Below are 15,583 nucleotides of genomic sequence, written 5' to 3' on the forward strand. Positions count from 1 at the left end.
TCCACCCACCCGTCACCGGGACCCGGGTGCCAGACTGGGCCGATGCTGGTCGTACTGGTGACCGTCCAGGTCAAGCCCGAGTGTCTCGAGGACTTCCTCGCCGCCACCGTCGTCAACGCCACGAACTCCCGGGCCGAGCCCGGGATCCTGCGGTTCGACGTGCTCCAGGACCAGTCGGTCCCGGAGCACGTCACCCTCGTCGAGGTGTACCGCGACGTGGCGGCCACCGTCGCGCACAAGGAGACCGCGCACTACGAGCGGTGGCGTGACACCGTGGCCGACATGATGGCCGTCCCCCGCTCGTCGCAGAAGTTCGACGTCGTCGACCCGGCCGCCGAGGCCGCCTGGAGCTCAGCCGGTTGATCCGGCCGGGACGTGCTCCATGGGCACGGTCACCACCGGCGCCGGCTTGATCGCGGCGACCACGGCCTCGCCGGGATCGACGGCCGCCCGGGGCAGGGCGTGCCGGGTGATCCGGGAGGAGTTGCCGACCACCGCGACCGACGACAGGTTGTGCAGGATCGCGGCCAGCACCGGGGTCAACGCGCCGCCCGCGCTGACCGAGAGCCCGACGGCGTTGACGGCAATGGACAGGCCGTAGTTCTGCCGGATGACGCCCAGGGTGCGGCGGGCCAGCTCGAACAGGTCGACCAGCCGCCGCAGATCGTCACCGGCGAGGGCGACGTCGGCGGTCTCGACGGCGACGTCGGTCCCGGCAACCCCCATGGCGATGCCGATGTCGGCCAGGGCGAGGGCCGGGGCGTCGTTCGTGCCGTCGCCGACCATCGCGACGGTGTGGCCCTGCTCCTGCAGGTCCCGGATGACGTCCTGCTTGTCCTCCGGCCGGACCTGGGCCCGCCACTCGTCGATCCCGAGTTCGGCGGCGACCTTCTCCGCGGTCTGCGGATGGTCGCCGGTGAGCATGACGATGCGCCGAACCCCGTTGGCGCGCAAGGCCTGCAGGACGGCCGGCGCCTCGGCGCGGACGGTGTCCCGCAGGCTGACCAGGCCGACGAGCTTGTGGTCGACGGCCAGCAGCAGCGGGATCTCGGTGTCCTCGCGGAGCCGCTCGACCCAGGACTTCGCCTTGGCCGAGATGCGGACCTTCTGCTCCCGCATGAACTCGATGCTGCCGAGCAGCATCGTGCGGCCGTCGGCCTGGGTGCGCATGCCCAGACCCAGCAGCACCTCGCACTCCTCGTGGGGCGGGATCACGATGTGCCGTTCGGTGGTCGACCGAATTACGGCCTGGGCCAACGGATGTCGGGAGTGGATCTCGGAGCTCGCCGCGTAGGCGAGGACCTGCTCCGGTTCCCACGCCTTGTCGAGGGCGACCACGTTGGTGACCACCGGACGCCCGGTGGTGAGCGTGCCGGTCTTGTCGAACACGACCGCGTCGACCCGGGCCGCCTGCTCCAGGTGGGAGCCACCCTTGATGAGGATGCCCCGGCGGGCGCCGTTGCCGATGGCCGCGCTGATCGCGGTCGGGGTCGACAGACCCACCGCACACGGGCAGGCGACCAGCAGCATCGTCATGGCCCGGCGGACGTCCCGCGTCACCAGGAGCGTCGCCGCGGACAGCGCGAACGACAGCGGGACGAACCGGCGGGAGAACTTCTCGGCCACGGTCTGGATCGGGGCGCGGTCCTGCTCGGCCGTCTCGACCCGGGCGATGATCCGGCCCAGGGCGGTGTCCGAGCCGACGGCGTCGGCCCGGACGACGAGCCGGCCCCGCAGCAGCACGCTGCCGGCGGAGATCTTCGCCCCGACCTCGACGGCGACCGGCAGGCTCTCACCGGTCAGGGCCGACTGGTCCAGCACCCCGCTGCCCTCGACGACCACACCGTCGACCGGTGAGGCCACGTGGTCGTGCAACACGATCTCGTCCCCCACCACCAGGGAGGACACGTCGACCTGCTCCTCGACGTGGGCGGAGCCCTCAGAGTTGTCGGCGTCGGTGACCTCGATGCGCACCCAGATCGAGTCGGCCGTCCCGCTGAGCAGATCGGCGATGGCGCGGCGGGTCCGCCGGACGGTGAGGTCCTGCAGGTACTCGCCGATGTTGAGCAGCCACAACACGGTCAGCGCGACCACGTTCTCGCGGAGCACCAGGGAGGCGACGGTGGCCGCGGACACCAGGGCGTCGGTCCCCGCCGTCCGGCGACCGCGCAGCGCGGCGATCGCTCCCCGGAGGAACGGGTAGCCGGTGAAGATCGTGACGCCGCTGGCCACCAGGCGACCGGTGGGTCCCAGCACGGGCGGGCGACGCAGGATGTACCGACGGCCTCCGAGCAGCAGGAGCGCGACCCCGCCGACGACGATGCGCGTCAGATCACCGGCGGTGACGTCGGCCGAGCGGGGCGCCCGGGCGACGGCCTGGCGGGCCGGCGTCTGCAGGGCAGAGGCGACGGCGGCGAGCGTGGCGCCCCGGTCGAGCCGGCCGGGCCGGAACCAGACCACGACGGCACCGGTGCGGGGGTAGGCGTGCACGGCACGCACCCCGACGACCGCGTCCACCGCGTCCTCGACGGCGACGGCGCGAGCCGTCGACCCTCGTAGCTCGGGAACGCGGAGCCGGAGCCGCCCGGCCGCTTCGGAGACGACGTGCAGATCCGGGACGTCGGCGCTCATCAGGTCAGTGATCGTGGTCGTGACCGGCGTCCGCGGCCGGCGGCCGCGCCTCTTCGCCGATCTTCTCGCGGGCCTCGGCGGCGATGTCGCCGGCGGACAGCCGCAGGTTCTCCGCGCCCGTCTCGACCTTGCGCTTGCCGGCCATCGCGGCGGCGGTCACGGCCACGGCCCCACGACGGACGGCCCGGCCGGTCGACGCGGCCTTGAGCCGGTCGAAGACGGCGGCACCGGCGACGCCGGTGACCACCAGGGTGGCGGCTCGCGCTAGCAGATGTCCGGCTACCACGCCGATCCCCTTTCGTCGGGTCGGCGGCCCACGACCGGCCGACCACGTCCTTCGCGCCCGCTCCGGCGAATGCCGGAATCCTGCGCGCCCACCAAGATCTTAACCGGTATCGTGGTTGATAATCGTTCTCGTTAGGTTTCTCATCGTGAAGGCAGGCTCCATGTCCGTCCCCGTCGTCGTGCTGGCCACCGTGGACCCGGTGGTCCGCGACCTGAGCCAGTTCTCCCTCGTCTCCGATCTGCCCGAGACCGGCGTGCTGCGGCACGATCTCGATCCGGCCGCCGGCACCCTCCGCCGGGTCGTCAGCGACGGCGGTGGCGGCCTGGACGGCGACGGAGTCATCGACGACCACACCATGCCGCTGGCGCACACCTGCCTGGGCTGCGCCATCCGGGAGGACCTGCTGCCGTCACTGGCGGGCATGGCCGCCTCGGGCCGGTGGCAGCGGGTGCTCGTCGTCCTGCCGGTCGCCGCCGAGCTGGTGCCCGTGGTCTCGGCCCTGGACGATCCGCAGACCGCCGCCGACCTCGACGTGACGCTGCTCGCCAGCGTCGCCGCGGGCGATGCCGACCAGGTCCGCCAGGACCTGATGGGCGACGACCTGCTCGCCGATCGCGGGCTCGCGTTGGCCCTGGACGACCGCCGGTCCGTCGGCGAGGCGCTCGCCGCCCAGGTCGAGTACGCCGACCTGGTGCTGGCCAGCGGGACCGACCCGGTCGGCCTGACCCTGCTCGACCACCTGCGCGGCGTCCGGTCCACCCGGTCCGACCTGTTCACCACCCGGGCCGGTCAGGTGTTCCTCCCCCGTCACGACGCCCGCATGGCGGCGGCCCGGGTGGATCCGCGCCTGGTCGTGCCGGCCGATGCCGCGGACACCTCCGGCGCCGAGGCGAACGGCGTGTGGACCATCGACCTGCACACCCGCCGCCCGTTGCACCCCGAACGCTTCCGCGACCAGATGGAGGCGCTCGTCGGGCACGAGACCCGCTCGCGGGGGCGGTTCCAGCTGGCCACCCGCCCCCGCACCGTCGGCGTCTGGGACGGCGTCGGCGGCCAACTGTCGATCGGTGACGCCGGGGGCTGGGAGCACTGCAGTCCGTCGACCCGGATGGTCTTCACCGGACACGGTGACGGCGGGGCCGACACCCGGGAACAGCTGCGCCGCGCCTTCGCGGTGATGGCCCTGGACGACCGCGAGATGTCCCGGGGGCCGGCCTACTGGCGGTCCGTCGACGACGGTCTGGACCCGTGGCTGGGCGACCGCGACCTGGTCGACGACCGGAGCTGAGCGGTCCCGGGCGCCCGTCGGGGGGGCGGTTCTCCCCCTGCCGCGCGGCGCCCCGCTGTGCCACCCTGGCGGTATGTGCCGCAACATCCGGGTCCTGCACAATTTCGAGCCGCCGGCCACCGAGGACGAGGTGCACGCCGCAGCCCTGCAGTACGTCCGCAAGGTCAGCGGATCCACCAGACCGTCGGCCGCCAACCAGGAGGCGTTCGACCGGGCCGTCCACGAGATCGCGCACCTCACCCGGCACCTGCTCGATGATCTGGTCACCAGCGCCCCGCCCAAGGACCGGGAGACCGAGGCGGCCAAGGCCCGGGCCCGCGCGGCCGAGCGCTACGCCCGGACCGGCTGAGGTCCTCAGACCCGCCCCCGCCCCGGCAACCCTGATCTGAGGAGCCCCGGGGCCTGGGGTCTGAGGACCTGGGGCGGCCGGACTGCCCGGATCACCGATGCCGCCCACCCCCACCTCAGCGGCACCGTTCTCGTCGACCACGAGAACAGACCCGCCGAGGAGGGGCCATGCACAGCCTGCTGGGACCGCAGTTCGACGCCGAGATCGCCTACCGCCAGGAACGCGCCCGCCGCGAGTTCGCCCGGGCCCGCCGCGACCGGGGCGGGTTGAGCCGCCTGCTCTCCCGCCACCGGCACCCGGTGGTGCCGGAGCGGCACGAGCGCGTCGAACACTGAGCCCGCCCCGGCGGTACCAGGACCCACCACGGTCCGGCCGTCGGGAAGGTCGCTGCTGCTCGAACCCCTCGATCAGGCACGGCGCACTGTCGGCGGCGCCTGTCAGGATGAGCCCATGTCCCGGTCCGTGACGGCCACGCCGTTCGTCGCCCGCGTGGGCGAGCGGGCCGACTTCGCCGCGGCCGTCGCGCGGGCCGCGGCCGGTCGACCGGGCCTGCTGCTGCTCGCCGGAGACGCCGGGGTCGGGAAGACGCGGCTGCTGACGGAGGCCGCCCGCGACGCCGAATCGGCCGGCGCCGGGGTCGTCCTCGGCCACTGTGTCGACCTCTTCGGGGTCGACGACGGCGACGTCGGGGTGCCGTACCTGCCGTTCGCCGAGGCCCTCACCGAGCTGCGGGAACGGCCGGCCGGCCCGACCGGCGGCCCGTCAGCGGTGGAGGCCGTGCTGGCCGCCCGGCCCGCGCTGCGCCGCCTGCTCGACCTGGGTTCCCCGGAACCCGATGGCGCCGACGCCCCGGCCCACCGCCTGCAACTGCTGGACGGCATCGCCGCCGCGCTGGCCGCCGCCGGCCGGCCGGGGCATCCCCTGCTGCTCGTCCTGGAGGACCTGCACTGGGCCGACCCGTCGAGCCGTGACGTCCTGCGTTTCCTGGCCGCCCGGCTCCGCGGCCAGCACCTGCTGATCGCGGCCAGCTACCGCACCGACGACCTGCACCGTCGACATCCGTTGCGACCGATGCTGGCCGAGCTGCTCCGCCGGCCCGGGGTACGCCAGATCGATCTGCCGGCCTTCTCGCGGGACGAGCTGTCGGATTTCGCCGCCGCCGTCACCGGCGCCCCGGTACCGGATGCGGCGGTGCAGCGAGTGCTCGACCGGTCCGAGGGCAATGCCTACTTCGCCGAGGAACTGCTGGCCGACGCGCCGGAACCGACCGGGCGGCCCGGGCCCGTCGAGCTGCCCGGCACCCTGGCCGACGTGCTGCGGGCGCGGGTCGAGGCCCTCCCCGAGCCCGTCCAGCGCATCGCCCGGGTGGCCGCCGTCGGGGGTCGCCGCGTCCGCGAACGCCTGCTCGTCGCCGCCTGGTCACGCGCGGGCGCGGAGCAGGCCACCGGCGCGGCCGTCGAGGCCGCTCTGCGCGACGCGGTCGCCCACAACCTGCTGGTCGCCGAGGGCCGTGCGGAGTGGGCCTTCCGGCACGCCCTGCTGGCCGAGGCCGTCTACGCCGACCTGCTGCCCAGTGAGCAGGTGACCCTGCACCGGTGCTATCTGCAGACACTGCAGGCCGAGCCCGGTCTCGGATCGGCGGCCCAGATCGCCCATCACGCCGTCCGTGCGCACGACCTGCCGGCCGCGCTGGCGGCCTCCGCCGCTGCGGCCCGGGAGGCGGCCGGGCTGCTGGCCCCGGCCGAGGAACTGAGCCGCTGGGAGACGGTCCTGGAACTCTGGTCAGCGGTCCCGGACGCCGCGGAGCTGATCGGCGCCGATCTGGTCGAGGTGCAGATGGCCGCGGCCACGGCCGCCAGCCGCGCCGGTGAGCCGCGACGGGCGGCCGCCCTGGCCGGCCTCGCGCTGGACCAGGCGGATCCGCAGCGCGCCGCCCGGCTGACCCCGATCGCCGCCTTCCACCTCATCGACGCCGACCGCGGCCCGGAGGTCATCACCCGGGCCCGCGCCGCCCTCGACACCCTCGACACCCAGGGGCCGTCGGTCGACCGGGTACGGCTGCTGGCCGCGTACGCGCGGGCCGCGGTCAATGTCGACGACGACGAGCTGGCCCGCACCGTCGCCGCCCGGGCGATCGCCGAAGCCCGCGACCTCGACGTGGCCGACGCGGAGGCCGACGCCCTGTCGTCCCTGGCGATCGTCGAGGCACCGGACCCGCAGACTGCCGTCGACCTGCTACGTCGAGCGGTGGAGCGGGCCAGGACCGCGGGTGAGCAGTTCATCGAACTGCGGGCCGCCCACAATCTGGTGTCCACGCTCTACTACGCGGGTCGGCTCGACGAGGCCCGGGAGTTCGGCGACGAGGTGGTGGAGCGGACGCGCCAGAGCGGACTGCTGTGGGCGGGGTACGGCATCTCGCTGCTCCACTTCCACGAACTGCTGCGGTACGTCGGCGGCGACCTCCGCCCGCCGGAGCTGCCCACCGAGTGGGCGCCCGACTCGGCGGTCGAGTCACTGGCGGTCGTCGGCCTGTACGCGGCCGTGGCCCGCGGCGACCGGGACGTCATCGCCCGGGCCCGGGCCGTGCACGCCGACCCGCAGCGGGACCCGTTCCTGGCCCTGGTGTCCGGCGGCACCCTGATCGACGCGCTCACCCTGGCCGGTGAGTGGGCCGAGGCCGTCGACGTGGCCACCGAGCTCCTCGGGTACCTGCGCCGGTCGTGGAACGCGTACTTCCTGGGCGGCATCTGGTTGGGTGCCCTGGCCCTGGCCGCACTCGCCGACCAGACCGACCACGACCGCCGCCGCTCCGCCGGGCCCGATCCCGCCCGGCTCCGCCACGGTGACGACCTGCTGGCCGAGGTGGAAAGGACCGCCGACCGCGGGCGCCCGCGGGGTGGCCAGCTGGGCCCCGAGGGCCGGGCCTGGCTGCACCGGGCCCGGGCCGAACACGCCCGGTTGCACGGGTCCGACGATCCGGACCGGTGGCGGACCGCGGCCGGTGAGTTCGATGTCGGCTACCGCTACGAAGCGGCGCGCAGTCGGTTCCGGCTGGCCGTCGCGTTGGCCGGGCGGGGCGATCGACCGGCGGCGTCGGCCGCGGCCACCCAGGCGTTGGGCGAAGCCCGGGAGATGGGGGCCCGTCCCCTGACCGAGCGGATCTTGGCCCTGGGACGGCAGGCTCGGCTCGATCTACCCGGAACCGCCCGTGCGGTGGCCGTTCTCACCGAACGCGAGGACGAGGTGCTGCAGCTGGTCGCCCGGGGCATGACGAACCGGCAGATCGGCGAGCAGCTGTTCATCAGTCCCAAGACGGTGAGCGTGCATCTGTCGAACGTGCTGGGCAAGCTCGGTGTCGGTGGACGGACGGAGGCGGTTGCGGTGGCGCTCGACCGGGGTCTGCTGGGCACGAGCCGGCCGACGGGGAGTGGGTTGTGATCGCCCGGGACCGCGTGCAGGAGGCGGTCGACGCGCTGTACGGCGGTGACCCGGCCGACTTCCTCCCCCACCGCAAGGAGCTGACCGCGCAGGCGCGCGCAGCCAAGGACCGGGACGCCGCGAAAGCCATTGCCGCCCTGCGCAAACCGACCCGGTCGGCCCACCTGCTGAACCAGCTCTCGCTTCGCGAACCGGAACGGGTGGACGCGTTGCTGCGGCTGACCGACTCACCCGACACCGGCGGAGGGCGGTCCCGGCGGGACGCGCTCAAGGCCATGCGCGAGCTGACGACCCGTCGCCGCCGACTCGTGGACGACCTCGCCGACCGCGCGTTCGCCGGGGCCGGCGAGGACTCCCCCACGACGGCGTTGCGGGACGAGGTGGTGGCGACCCTGAACGCCGCACTCGGTGATCCGGATGTCGGTACCGAGCTGGCCGAGGGGCGGCTGGTCCGCAGCCATGAGTGGGCCGGGTTCGGTTTCAGCGCCGCTGATCTCGCGCTCGTCCCCGACGACGACCCGGCCGAGACCGACGACGACCGCGATGACGCTGACGAGGAGGACCTGGAGCCCGACGACCAGGAGGGCGAGGACCAGCCCAGCGGGGACGACGACGAACTCGACGACACCGAGGGCGATGAGCCGGACGAGCCTGAGGACGACGAAGACGGGGACGAGGACGAACCGGAGGAGCAGGAGGAAGACGAAGAACCCGAAGACGACCAACCGGCAGACGACGAGGACGACGACGAGGACGACGTCGCCGGTCCGATCACGGAGGCCCGGGAGGTGCTGCGTCTGGCGGAGCGGGACCTCAAGACGCAGCAACGGTCCGAACGCGAGCAGCAGGATCACGTGGCCGATCTCGAGGACGAGCTGGCCGAGGCCCAGATCCGGCTGGACGAGATCCGGGTCGCCATCCGGCGGGCCGAAATGGTGCAGCGCCGGGCCCGTACCGCGCTCGAGCGGCTGAGCGACCGGTAATGAGCCGGATGGGGTCGATCGACGGCACGGCAACCGACGGCGGTCCACCGGCCGTCCCACCACCATGAGCGCCCCCGTCCGTCCCTACCCACCCGGCTCGTCGCGACCCGGCCGGACGCTGATCGGCGCGGCCGCGACCCTCCTGCTGCTGGCGACGCCGGCCTGCTCCCGCCGGCTGGCCGATCCCGCGGACACCGTGTCGGAGCACGCCATCGTGGTGGACCTGCGCGGCCCCACGGGGGAGAGGACCGCGGACGGCGGCTGCGTGATCGATCCCCCCGGCCTTCCCGATGGCCCCTTCACGGTCGACGCCACCTTCTTCCTGGAGAACGACGCCGGGGTGCGCCTCAACAGCACCCAGATGCCCTCGGGGGCCATGGACGCGGAGCGGAACTGCCGGGTGACGCTGTCCTTCCTCTTCGTCGACCCGGATTCCTCGACCTACCGGCTACGGACCAACCTGGGGACCGGCTGGTGGCTGAGCAACGCGGAGGCCTTCGCACACCCGACGACCGTCATCGACGTCGTCGCGCATCCACCGGCGTAGCCGCAACGCTGAGGATCAGGCCGACGCCGGGCCCGTCCCGCCCCCGGGGACGTCGAGCAGGGCCGCGATCTCACGGGTGAGATCGCCGTCGTCGCGGGCGATCCCGTCGATGGCGGTCACCGGGGCGAGCAGGCGGGCGCTGGACACCAGCCAGATTCCGTCGGCGGCGTGCAGGTCGTCGATGGTGACCGTCGCCCGGGTGGTGGCCCAGCCGGCGGCGCCCGCGGCGGCCAGCAGGCGGCGCACGGTGATGCCGTCGAGCACGCCGTCGAGCGTCGGAGTGACGAGGGTCCGTTCCCCGGACGGTGTCCGGCGGGCCAGGACGACCGACGAGGTCGGCGCCTCCAGGACCTCCCGTTCCCCCGCCGACCGGTGCGTCGCGTCGGCCCCGCCGGCGACGAAGACGGCGTCGTCGGCCCCCTGGGAACGGGCCCAGCGCAACGCGGCCATGTTGATCCCGTAGGACAGGGTCTTGGCCTGCGCCAGCAACCAGGGCGCGGCGGCCGCGCCGGACGGGGTGAACCCGCGGTCCAGCAGGACCACCCGTACCCCGGTGGCGCGCTGCCGGCGGCTGACCGCCGGGAGCGCGCTGACCATCACGTACCCGGCGGCTTCGGGCGCGCCTTCCGGGCCCCGCGGGGCGATGAGCCGCACCACCGCCTCGTCGGGCGCTGGACCGTCGGGCGACCGGCCCGACGACCACGCCGCCAGCCCGGCCTCGACGGCGGTGCGCCAGCGGTCCGGCTCGGGAACGACGACGTCGGTCAGTTCGGCCGAGACGGCCAGCCGGGCCAGGTGATCGTCCAGGTCGCGGGGTTCGCCGTCCACGGCGAGGGTGGTCTCGAAGACCCCTTCGCCCCGCAGCACGGCCAGGTCGTCGGGACGCAGCAGCGGGACGTCGACGGACTGCACCGTGCCGTCCAGGAGGGCCACCACGCACTCGTTCGCTCGCTCGGTCACCGGGTCACCGTAGGACAGGCCGACGGGCGACGGCCGCGCCGGTCAGAGCTTGCGGAGCCGGATGCGGGTCACCTTGTGGTCGGCGCCCTTGGTGAGCACCAGGGTGGCCCGCCCACGGGTCGGCAGGATGTTGCGCACCAGGTTGGGCTCGTTGATGGAGGCGAAGATCTCCTGGGCCCGGGTGACGGCCTCGGCGTCGGTGAGGTCGGCGTAGCGGTGGAAGTAGGAGTCCGGGTCGGCGAAGGCGGTCTGCCGCAGGGACAGGAAGCGCTCGACGTACCAGCGCCGCACGTGGTCCACCGTGGCGTCGACGTAGATCGAGAAGTCGAAGAAGTCGCTCAGCGACAGTGCGCTGCGGCCGGACTCGTCGGGGACGGCCTGCTGCAGCACGTTGAGGCCTTCGACGATGAGCACGTCCGGCCGGCGCACGACGATCTCCTCGCCGGGCACGATGTCGTAGGTCAGGTGCGAGTACCGCGGCGCGCGGACCTCCGGCGCCCCCGATTTGACCTCGGCGACGAACCGCAGCAGCGCCCGACGGTCGTAGGACTCGGGAAAACCCTTGCGGGACATCAGGCCCCGCTGGGCCAGCACGTCGTTGGGATACAGGAACCCGTCGGTGGTGACCAGTTCCACCCGTGGGGTGTCCGGCCAGCGGGCCAGCATCTCGCGCAGCAGCCGCGCCGTCGTCGACTTGCCGACGGCCACCGACCCGGCGACGCCGATGACGAACGGGGTGCGCTCGGAATGCTCGCCGAGGAAGGTGGACGTGACCTGGTGCAGCTCGCCGATCCCGCCCACGTACATGTTGAGCAGCCGGGACAGCGGACGGTAGATCTGGTCGACCTCGAGCAGGTCGATGGGGTCGCCGAGGGCCCGGAGCCGGGTGACGTCCGCTCCGGTCAGCGGCAACGGCGTCGACCGGGCCAGCGCGGCCCACTGCCGACGGTCGAGTTCGACGAAGGGGGACGGCCCGTGGCCGTTGAACACCGGCCGGGTGCGGGACCGGCGGTGCCCGGGGGCCGGGCTCGCCGCGGCCCCCGGGGCGGGAGCGGGCGGCGTCCCGTCCGACAGGGGGGCATGGGCGGCCATGATGGGTCATTCTGCCCGGCCCGGAAGGTCCCGCCCGCCGCCCGCCGGCCCGCGGGCTGTGACCCTGCCGACGGTGTTCTGCGGCCCTCCTGCCGTCCGGCACCGTCGGCGGCCGGGTCAGGCAGGACCGGTGCCTACCATGGCGGTATGGCCAGTTCCCCGTCCTTCGGCCCGTCTCCGCTGCTCGCGTTCCCCGGCGCGGTCGCCGTTCCCCCCGCCGGTGACACCCCGACCGAGGGTGGTGGGTCGACCGGTCCGGGGGTGGCCTGGCACTACGGCGACCCGATGGTCGAACAGCGCGCCGCCGAGCGGGGCGCCGTCCTGCTGGACGGGTGGACGGCCGGGACGGTGACGGTGACCGGACCCGACCGGCTGAGCTGGCTGCACAACCTCACCACCCAGCACGTCGCCGACCTCCCGGACGGCACGGTGACGCAGGCCTTGGTGCTTTCGCCGCAGGGTCACGTCGAGCACGAGATGGTCTTCGTCGAACTGGGCGGCACGGTGCGACTGCTCACCGAGCCGGGCGCGGCCGGTCCGCTGGCCGACTACCTGACCAGGATGACATTCTGGTCGAAGGTCGAGACCGTCGACTCCAGCGCTGATCTCGCGACCCTGACGGTGCGCGGGACCGACGCGGTGACGGTGGTGTCCGCGGCCCTCGGCGTCACTGTCCCGGAGCCGGGCCGGGCGGTCGTGATTGAGACACCGCCGGGTCCCGGGGTGCTGCTGCGTGGACCGTCCGGCTCCGGGACCGAGGGTGACGTGGTCCTGAGCCTGCCCCGGGCGGCGGTCGGCGCGGTGGCGTCCGCGCTGCGGCCGGCCGGGGCGGTCCCGGCCGGCACCTGGGCCGCGGATGCGTTGAGCATCGCCGCCCGTCGGCCCCGCTTCGGCATCGACAACGACGCCCGCACGATCCCGAACGAGATGCCCTGGCTGCACACCGCCGTCCACCTGCAGAAGGGCTGCTACCGGGGGCAGGAGACGGTCGCCCGGGTGCACAACCTCGGCCGACCACCCCGTCGGCTGGTGCTGCTCAACCTCGACGGGTCGGCCGACCGCCTGCCGGAGACGGGCGACCCGGTGACCCTGCCGGGTGGCCGCGCGGTCGGCCGGGTCGGCAGCGTCGCGTACCACCACGAGGACGGCCCGATCGCGTTGGCGCTGGTCAAGCGCACCGTCGATGCGTCCACCGCCCTGCTGGCCGGTCCGGTGGACGCGGCCGTCGACCCGACCGACGTGGCCGACGACGCGGCGGGCGCCCCGTTGTCGGCCATCGACCACCGCGCGTTCCGGTCGGTGGCCCGTGGCTGAGCCGCTCGCCGGCGCCGCCGGACCCGACGCCCCTGCGCTGGTCACGATCGAGCTGATCGAGGACGCCGCCCGACGCATCGCCGGTCAGGTGGTCCGCACTCCGCTGCTGCCCTCGCCCTGGCCCGGTCTGGAACTCAAGCCCGAGAACCTGCAGCCGATCGGCGCGTTCAAGCTGCGGGGTGCGGTCACCGCCCTGTCCCGGTTGGACCCGGACGTCCGGGCCGGCGGCGTGCTCGCGCACTCCTCGGGCAACCACGCCCAGGCGGTGGCCTGGGCGGCCCGCTCCTACGGCATCGACGCGCACATCGTCATCCCGGACAACGCTCCGGCCCGCAAGGTCGAGGCGACCCGGGACCTGGGGGCGACGGTCGAACTGGTGCCGGTGACGCAGCGGTTCAGCCGCCCGGCCGAACTGGCCGCACAGACCGGCAAGCCGGTGATCCCGCCGTTCGACGACGCGGACGTGATCTCCGGCCAGGGCACCATCGGCCTGGAAATCGCCGAGGACGCCCCAGACGTCGCCGTCGTGCTGGTGCCGGTCTCCGGGGGTGGCCTGATCTCCGGGGTGGCCGCGGCGATCACCGCCCGCTGCCCGGATGCCGTCGTCATCGGCGTCGAGCCGGAACTGGCCGGCGACGCCGCCGAGTCGCTGCGCACCGGCCGCCGGGTGGCCTGGGAGCCGGCCGCCACCGCCCGGACGATGGCCGACGGCCTGCGCACCTTCAGCATCGGGGAACTCCCCTGGCGGCACATCAGCACCCAGGTCCACGACATCGTCACGGTGACCGAGGACGAGATCGCCGACACCACCCGCCGCCTGCTGCTGGAGGCCCGCCTGGTGGCGGAGCCGAGCGGGGCGGTCGCCGCGGCAGCCTTCCTGCACCACCGGGACCGACTGCCCCCGGGGCGGACCGTGGCCGTCGTGTCCGGCGGCAACATCGACCCGACCGTCCTGCGCACCCTGCTGGCCGGGGAACCGCCGGCCGGACCGCGCATCGCGCCGCCGGAGGTGACCTCGTGACGAGCCCCGAGCAGGCCGGCTGGGTGGAACTGGTCCGCGTGTACCGGTCCGGCTTCCATGAGGGCTCGCATTTCGGGGCCCTGGTGGTGACCGACCCTGACGGCGAGGTGGTGCACGCCCGCGGAAACGTCGACGCCGCGGTGTTCCCCCGCTCGTCGAACAAGCCGTTCCAGGCCGTGGCCATGCTGGAGGCCGGGGCCGACCTGGCGGGGGCGGACCTGGCTCTGGCGTCGGCCTCGCACTCGGGCGAGCCCCAGCACGTGGACCGGGTCCAGGCGATGCTCGCGGCCGACGACCTCACCGAGGACGACCTGGGGTGCCCGGAGGCCCTGCCCTACGGCGAGGCGGCGCGGCTGGACGTGCTGCGGGCCGGCGGCGGACCGCGCCGGGTCTACATGAACTGTTCGGGCAAGCACGCGGGGATGCTCCGGGCCAGCCGGGTGCAGGGCTGGGACCTGCCCGGCTACCTGTCCACCGACCATCCGCTGCAACAGCGGGTCGGTGCCGTGGTCGCCCGGCTGGCCGGTGAGACCCCGTCGGCCGTGGGCATCGACGGGTGCGGGGCCCCGCTGTTCGCGATCTCGTTGACCGGGCTGGCCCGCGCCTTCGGGCGGGTCAACGCCGCGCCGGCGGGCTCGACGGAGCAGCAGGTGGCGTCGGCGATGCGGGCCGCGCCGGAGATGGTGGGCGGCACAGGTCGGGACGACACCCTGCTGATGACCGCCCTGCCCGGCGTGCTGGTCAAGGGCGGCGCCGAGGGCGTCCACTGCGCCGCCCTGCCCGACGGGACCTGCGTGGCGGTGAAGATCGCCGACGGCGGTGACCGGGCCCGGATGCCGGTCCTGATTGGTGCCCTCCGGGAGCTCGGACTGGGTCCGGACCCGGTCTTCGACCAGCTCGGGACCGGGACGGTGCTGGGCGGCGGGCAGCCGGTCGGCACCGTGTCGGTGGCACCCGGGCTCTGGTGATCCGGCCGCGCCCGGATGCCCGCACGAAGGGCGGCGCGTCGACTCTCCCGGACGGGTAGGTCCGGGGCGTCGGAGCCTGTACTCTGGGTCTCACGACAAATATCTGATTCCGGGGCCGCCGTTCTTCGGCCGCCCCGCTTCTTACTGCAAGGGGGTCGGCCATGGGGCGCGGCCGTCAGAAGGCTAAGCAGACGAAGGTCGCTCGGGAGTTGAAGTACAGCTCCTCGTCGATCGACGTGAATGCCTTGCAGCGCGAGCTCGGTGGAGGCACGTTCTCCCCGCAGCAATCACCACCGGTCGTCGATGACGACGACGATGATGACGATCCATACGCCAGTTACGCGAAGTTCGTGGCTGAGGACGACGACGAGCCGGATTACGCACGCCGTCGTTGACCGTCCACCCGCGCGCTGAGGTCATTGCCGCCGGGGTACACGCCGTTCGACCGAACTGTCGAACGAGAGGTGTGGACCATGGCCGACGATGATCTCAGCCGCGGCGACGACGTGACGTGGAAGTCGCACGGCAGCACCGTCGAGGGCACCGTCAAGAAGAAGATCACCGAGGACACCGAGGCCGCTGGTCGGACCGTGCGGGCGTCCAAGGACGATCCGCAGTACCTCGTCGAGAGTGACAAATCGGGTAAGGACGCAGTCCACAAGCCCGACGCGTTGGACAAGAAGTAGGCGCCGAGGACCGGGGGTTC

At 73.7% G+C, this 15,583-nt stretch carries 16 protein-coding genes; 12 read left to right on the forward strand and 4 right to left on the reverse strand.

Annotated elements, in window-relative coordinates:
- Window positions 1-42 precede the first annotated feature (42 nt).
- Window positions 43-363: a putative quinol monooxygenase gene (locus FDO65_RS16105; RefSeq protein ID WP_137450759.1), complete on the forward strand. Its 321-nt coding sequence runs from the start codon at window positions 43-45 to the stop codon at window positions 361-363.
- On the opposite strand, the gene FDO65_RS16110 is transcribed toward FDO65_RS16105, so the two are convergent.
- A complete protein-coding gene (locus tag FDO65_RS16110) occupies window positions 352-2,631 on the reverse strand; it encodes a heavy metal translocating P-type ATPase (protein ID WP_137450760.1) in 2,280 nt (759 codons plus the stop codon). The genes FDO65_RS16105 and FDO65_RS16110 overlap by 12 nt on opposite strands.
- A 4-nt stretch (window positions 2,632-2,635) precedes the next feature.
- The gene (locus FDO65_RS16115; protein WP_137450761.1) at window positions 2,636-2,917 is read right to left on the reverse strand and encodes a DUF1490 family protein; all 282 of its coding nucleotides are present in this window, start codon (window positions 2,915-2,917) and stop codon (window positions 2,636-2,638) included.
- 145 nt (window positions 2,918-3,062) lie between these two features.
- Between FDO65_RS16115 and FDO65_RS16120 the strand changes: the two genes are divergently transcribed.
- The 6 genes from FDO65_RS16120 to FDO65_RS16140 all read left to right on the forward strand — a co-directional run bounded on the left by FDO65_RS16120 (window position 3,063) and on the right by FDO65_RS16140 (window position 9,522).
- The gene (locus tag FDO65_RS16120) at window positions 3,063-4,205 is read left to right on the forward strand and encodes a GTP-binding protein (RefSeq protein ID WP_240757663.1); all 1,143 of its coding nucleotides are present in this window, start codon (window positions 3,063-3,065) and stop codon (window positions 4,203-4,205) included.
- Between the two features lie 73 nt (window positions 4,206-4,278).
- Window positions 4,279-4,554 (forward strand): DUF2277 domain-containing protein, encoded by a 276-nt coding sequence (locus FDO65_RS16125; RefSeq protein WP_137450762.1) that lies wholly within the window; start codon window positions 4,279-4,281, stop codon window positions 4,552-4,554.
- A 167-nt stretch (window positions 4,555-4,721) separates the two neighbouring features.
- Entirely contained in the window at window positions 4,722-4,889 is a 168-nt protein-coding gene (locus FDO65_RS22250; RefSeq protein ID WP_166442242.1) for a hypothetical protein, read from the forward strand.
- A 115-nt stretch (window positions 4,890-5,004) separates the two neighbouring features.
- On the forward strand, window positions 5,005-7,992 hold the full coding sequence (locus FDO65_RS16130) for a helix-turn-helix transcriptional regulator (protein ID WP_137450763.1): 2,988 nt from the start codon (window positions 5,005-5,007) through the stop codon (window positions 7,990-7,992).
- Window positions 7,989-8,975 (forward strand): hypothetical protein, encoded by a 987-nt coding sequence (locus tag FDO65_RS16135; RefSeq protein WP_137450764.1) that lies wholly within the window; start codon window positions 7,989-7,991, stop codon window positions 8,973-8,975. The genes FDO65_RS16130 and FDO65_RS16135 overlap by 4 nt, the downstream gene beginning before the upstream one ends.
- 64 nt (window positions 8,976-9,039) lie before the next feature.
- The gene (locus FDO65_RS16140) at window positions 9,040-9,522 is read left to right on the forward strand and encodes a hypothetical protein (RefSeq protein WP_137450765.1); all 483 of its coding nucleotides are present in this window, start codon (window positions 9,040-9,042) and stop codon (window positions 9,520-9,522) included.
- A 15-nt stretch (window positions 9,523-9,537) separates the two neighbouring features.
- Here the strand turns inward: FDO65_RS16140 and FDO65_RS16145 are convergent, their stop codons facing one another.
- Together FDO65_RS16145 and coaA are read right to left on the reverse strand one after the other, a co-directional pair.
- The gene (locus tag FDO65_RS16145) at window positions 9,538-10,482 is read right to left on the reverse strand and encodes an aminotransferase class IV (protein ID WP_166442243.1); all 945 of its coding nucleotides are present in this window, start codon (window positions 10,480-10,482) and stop codon (window positions 9,538-9,540) included.
- Window positions 10,483-10,524: 42 nt separating this feature from the next.
- Window positions 10,525-11,574 (reverse strand): type I pantothenate kinase, encoded by a 1,050-nt coding sequence (coaA, locus tag FDO65_RS16150; RefSeq protein WP_137450767.1) that lies wholly within the window; start codon window positions 11,572-11,574, stop codon window positions 10,525-10,527.
- Between the two features lie 147 nt (window positions 11,575-11,721).
- On the opposite strand from coaA, the gene ygfZ reads away from it, so the two are divergent.
- From ygfZ to FDO65_RS16175, 5 genes are all read left to right on the forward strand, one after another.
- Window positions 11,722-12,888, forward strand: coding sequence for a CAF17-like 4Fe-4S cluster assembly/insertion protein YgfZ (gene ygfZ, locus FDO65_RS16155; RefSeq protein ID WP_137450768.1), 1,167 nt, complete (start codon window positions 11,722-11,724; stop codon window positions 12,886-12,888).
- The gene (locus tag FDO65_RS16160) at window positions 12,881-13,909 is read left to right on the forward strand and encodes a threonine ammonia-lyase (protein ID WP_166442230.1); all 1,029 of its coding nucleotides are present in this window, start codon (window positions 12,881-12,883) and stop codon (window positions 13,907-13,909) included. Before ygfZ ends, FDO65_RS16160 begins: the two co-directional genes overlap by 8 nt.
- Window positions 13,906-14,877, forward strand: coding sequence for an asparaginase (locus tag FDO65_RS16165; RefSeq protein WP_205850105.1), 972 nt, complete (start codon window positions 13,906-13,908; stop codon window positions 14,875-14,877). Before FDO65_RS16160 ends, FDO65_RS16165 begins: the two co-directional genes overlap by 4 nt.
- A 161-nt stretch (window positions 14,878-15,038) precedes the next feature.
- Complete coding sequence (locus FDO65_RS16170; RefSeq protein ID WP_137450770.1) at window positions 15,039-15,272, forward strand: DUF3073 domain-containing protein; 234 nt, start codon at window positions 15,039-15,041, stop codon at window positions 15,270-15,272.
- A 78-nt stretch (window positions 15,273-15,350) separates the two neighbouring features.
- Complete coding sequence (locus FDO65_RS16175) at window positions 15,351-15,563, forward strand: hypervirulence associated TUDOR domain-containing protein (protein WP_137450771.1); 213 nt, start codon at window positions 15,351-15,353, stop codon at window positions 15,561-15,563.
- Window positions 15,564-15,583: the final 20 nt, after the last annotated feature.

This window comes from Nakamurella flava, assembly GCF_005298075.1.
Classification (GTDB): domain Bacteria; phylum Actinomycetota; class Actinomycetes; order Mycobacteriales; family Nakamurellaceae; genus Nakamurella; species Nakamurella flava.

What these genes read in the sequence shown, in the direction of transcription:
- FDO65_RS16170 (WP_137450770.1), top strand. Translation starts at nt 15,039, where the DNA reads ATGGGGCGCGGCCGTCAGAAGGCTAAGCAGACGAAGGTCGCTCGGGAG.
- FDO65_RS16105 (WP_137450759.1), top strand. Translation starts at nt 43, where the DNA reads ATGCTGGTCGTACTGGTGACCGTCCAGGTCAAGCCCGAGTGTCTCGAG.
- FDO65_RS16175 (WP_137450771.1), top strand. Translation starts at nt 15,351, where the DNA reads ATGGCCGACGATGATCTCAGCCGCGGCGACGACGTGACGTGGAAGTCG.
- FDO65_RS16130 (WP_137450763.1), top strand. Translation starts at nt 5,005, where the DNA reads ATGTCCCGGTCCGTGACGGCCACGCCGTTCGTCGCCCGCGTGGGCGAG.
- FDO65_RS22250 (WP_166442242.1), top strand. Translation starts at nt 4,722, where the DNA reads ATGCACAGCCTGCTGGGACCGCAGTTCGACGCCGAGATCGCCTACCGC.
- FDO65_RS16110 (WP_137450760.1), bottom strand. Translation starts at nt 2,631, where the DNA reads ATGAGCGCCGACGTCCCGGATCTGCACGTCGTCTCCGAAGCGGCCGGG.
- coaA (WP_137450767.1), bottom strand. Translation starts at nt 11,574, where the DNA reads ATGGCCGCCCATGCCCCCCTGTCGGACGGGACGCCGCCCGCTCCCGCC.
- ygfZ (WP_137450768.1), top strand. Translation starts at nt 11,722, where the DNA reads ATGGCCAGTTCCCCGTCCTTCGGCCCGTCTCCGCTGCTCGCGTTCCCC.
- FDO65_RS16140 (WP_137450765.1), top strand. Translation starts at nt 9,040, where the DNA reads ATGAGCGCCCCCGTCCGTCCCTACCCACCCGGCTCGTCGCGACCCGGC.
- FDO65_RS16125 (WP_137450762.1), top strand. Translation starts at nt 4,279, where the DNA reads ATGTGCCGCAACATCCGGGTCCTGCACAATTTCGAGCCGCCGGCCACC.